Source organism: Pseudonocardia sp. (assembly GCF_050250275.1).
Classification (GTDB): Bacteria; Actinomycetota; Actinomycetes; order Mycobacteriales; family Pseudonocardiaceae; genus Pseudonocardia.
In genome coordinates this window covers 1-2,613 of record NZ_JBFWOY010000074.1, presented here as the reverse complement: position 1 = coordinate 2,613, position 2,613 = coordinate 1, and the positions used below count along the sequence as shown (strand labels likewise).

The following is a 2,613-nucleotide window of genomic DNA, read 5'->3' as shown; positions in this document are numbered from 1 at the left end:
TGATCCCCGTCGCGAACTGGGGCACGCAGGACGTCCTCCCGCCGGACACCTCCCGACTGCGCCTGTTCCGGGGCGTCACCGTGATGGCGGGCCCGCCCGTCGATCTCTCGGCCTGGCTCGGCGGCCCCCGCACCCGCACCGCACTGGACGGCGCCACCGCGGCGATCATGTCGGACGTCACGGCGCTGGTGGCGGATGCCCGCGGCGAGGCCGTGCCGCCGCGGCTCCCGGTCGACCCGGACGCACGGCCCGAGCCGCCCGCGGTGGCCTGACGTCCGCGCCCGGCCCGCGGCCCGCCCCCGCCGACCTGCTGCACGCCGACCTGCGACCCGGCACCCGTACCCGCTGCCCGGACCCGTGCCCGCCGTATCTCCGCTCACGCCTCCGGGACCTGGCGACCGCGCCGGAACTACGATCGACACCGACCTGACCGCCCCGAGCCGGGAGCCCCAGCGCCGTGAGCACCGCAAGCCCGTCCCGTCCCGTCGTCCTGCTCGCCGAGAAGCTCGCCCCCTCCGCGGTGGCGCTGCTCGGCGACGACGTGGAGATCCGCCACGTCGACGGGACGGACCGCCCGGCCCTGCTCGCCGCACTCCCCGATGCCGACGCGCTGATGGTCCGCTCGGCCACGAAGGTGGACGCGGAGGCACTCGCGGTGGCGTACCGGCTCAAGGTCGTCGCCCGCGCGGGCGTGGGCCTGGACAACGTCGACGTCCCCGCGGCCACCGCGCGCGGCGTGATGGTGGTCAACGCGCCCACGTCGAACATCGTGAGCGCCGCCGAGCACGCCGTCGCGCTGCTGCTGGCCGCGGCCCGCCACATCCCGGCGGCCGACGCCAGCCTGCGGCAGGGGCAGTGGAAGCGCAGCGCGTACACGGGTGTGGAGCTGCAGGGCAAGGTCGTCGGCATCGTCGGCCTCGGCAAGATCGGGCAGCTGGTCGCCCAGCGGCTGGCCGGCTTCGGCGTCGAGCTGATCGCCTACGACCCGTACGTCGCGCCGGCCCGCGCCGCCCAGCTCGGCATCGAGCTCATGACGCTGGACGAGCTGCTCGGCCGCGCCGACATCATCTCGATCCACCTGCCCAGGACGGCCGAGACGCTCGGGCTCATCGGCAAGGACCAGCTCGCCCTCACCCGCAAGGGTGTGATCATCGTCAACGCCGCGCGCGGTGGCCTCGTCGACGAGGACGCCCTGGCCGAGGCCGTGCGCAGCGGCCACGTCGGCGGCGCGGGCATCGACGTGTACGTCTCCGAGCCGACGACGTCGAGCCCGCTGTTCGAACTGCCGCAGGTGGTCGTGACTCCGCACCTGGGCGCGTCCACCGACGAGGCGCAGGACCGCGCGGGCACGGACGTCGCCCGCTCGGTGCAGCTCGCCCTGGCCGGCGAGTTCGTGCCGGATGCGGTGAACGTGCAGGTCGCGGGCGTGGTCGGCGAAGAGGTCCGGCCCTGGTTGCCGCTCGTGCAGAAGCTGGGTGCGGTCCTGTACGCGCTGGCAGGGGCGGTGCCGAGCGCGCTGACGGTGGACATCGCGGGCGAGCTCGCGGCCGAGGACGTCTCGGTGCTTCGCCTCGCCGCGCTGCGGGGGCTGTTCACCAACGTCGTGGAGGACCAGGTCACGTTCGTCAACGCACCCGCGCTGGCCGCCGAACGCGGCGTGGACGCCGAGCTCACGACAGCTCCGGAGAGCCCGACGCACCGCAGCGTGGTGCAGCTGCGCGCGGCGATGCCGGACGGCCAGTCGATCACGGTGTCGGGCACGCTCACCGGCCGCGCCCAGGTGGAGAAGCTGGTCGAGATCAACAGCCGCAACTTCGACCTGCGTGCCGAGGGCGACGTGGTGCTTCTGGAGTACGCGGACCGCCCGGGCGTGATGGGGCGGGTCGGCACGCTGCTCGGCGAGGCCGCGATCAACATCGAGGCCGCGCAGATCAGCCAGACCACGGACAAGGCCGACGCGATCATGCTGCTGCGGGTGGACCGGCCGGTCGACCCGGCGGTGCTGGAGCCGATCGGGTCCTCGATCGGTGCCACCACCACACGGCTGATCTCGTTCGACTGAGGGTCAGATCCCCAGGCTCGGGGCGAGGTCCCACACCCGCAACAGGCGGTCGTAGCTGCCCGTCACGAGGAGGGCCCGCCCGTCGACGTCCGCGACGGTCATCGCCTCCACATCGCCGGTGATCCCGTTGACCTCGGTGCTGTCGTTGCGGAAGGGATGGCCGATCGTGGCGCCGGTGGTGAGGTCCCACGCCCGCACGATGTCGTCCGAGCCGCTGGCGATGACGACAGGCCGGCCGTTGCGCTGCATCACGGTGACCGCGCCGACGCGACCGCTGCTGCCGCGGAGGGTGGCGACCGTCGTCCGGTCGCGCAGGTCCCACACCTGCATCGTCCCGTCGTCGAGTCCGGCGACGACGAGGGGACGACCGGCGAGCTGGGTGACCACCAGGGCGAAGACGGTGCGGCCGCCGGTGTCGAGGGGTGCGCCGACCGCGGCGTGGGTGGCGAGATCCCAGAGATGGACGTCGTCGCCGAGCCCGCCGGAGACGATCACCGGGCGGCCGTCGAGCTGGGCGGTCGCGACGGCGAACACCTCCTTGCCCGAGCCCG

1 protein-coding gene and 2 pseudogenes are annotated in these 2,613 nt (G+C 73.9%); 2 read left to right on the top strand and 1 reads right to left on the bottom strand.

Annotation, left to right across the window (positions count from 1 at the left end; genetic code table 11):
• Positions 1–272 (top strand): annotated as a pseudogene (locus tag AB7F12_RS31665) (1-acyl-sn-glycerol-3-phosphate acyltransferase); the annotation flags it as partial.
• Positions 273–457: 185 nt separating this feature from the next.
• Positions 458–2,062, top strand: a complete 1,605-nt coding sequence (serA, locus tag AB7F12_RS31660; protein ID WP_428518093.1) for a phosphoglycerate dehydrogenase — start codon at positions 458–460, stop codon at positions 2,060–2,062.
• Positions 2,063–2,065: 3 nt separating this feature from the next.
• Here serA and AB7F12_RS31655 read toward each other — a convergent pair.
• A pseudogene (locus AB7F12_RS31655) lies at positions 2,066–2,613 on the bottom strand (hypothetical protein); the annotation flags it as partial.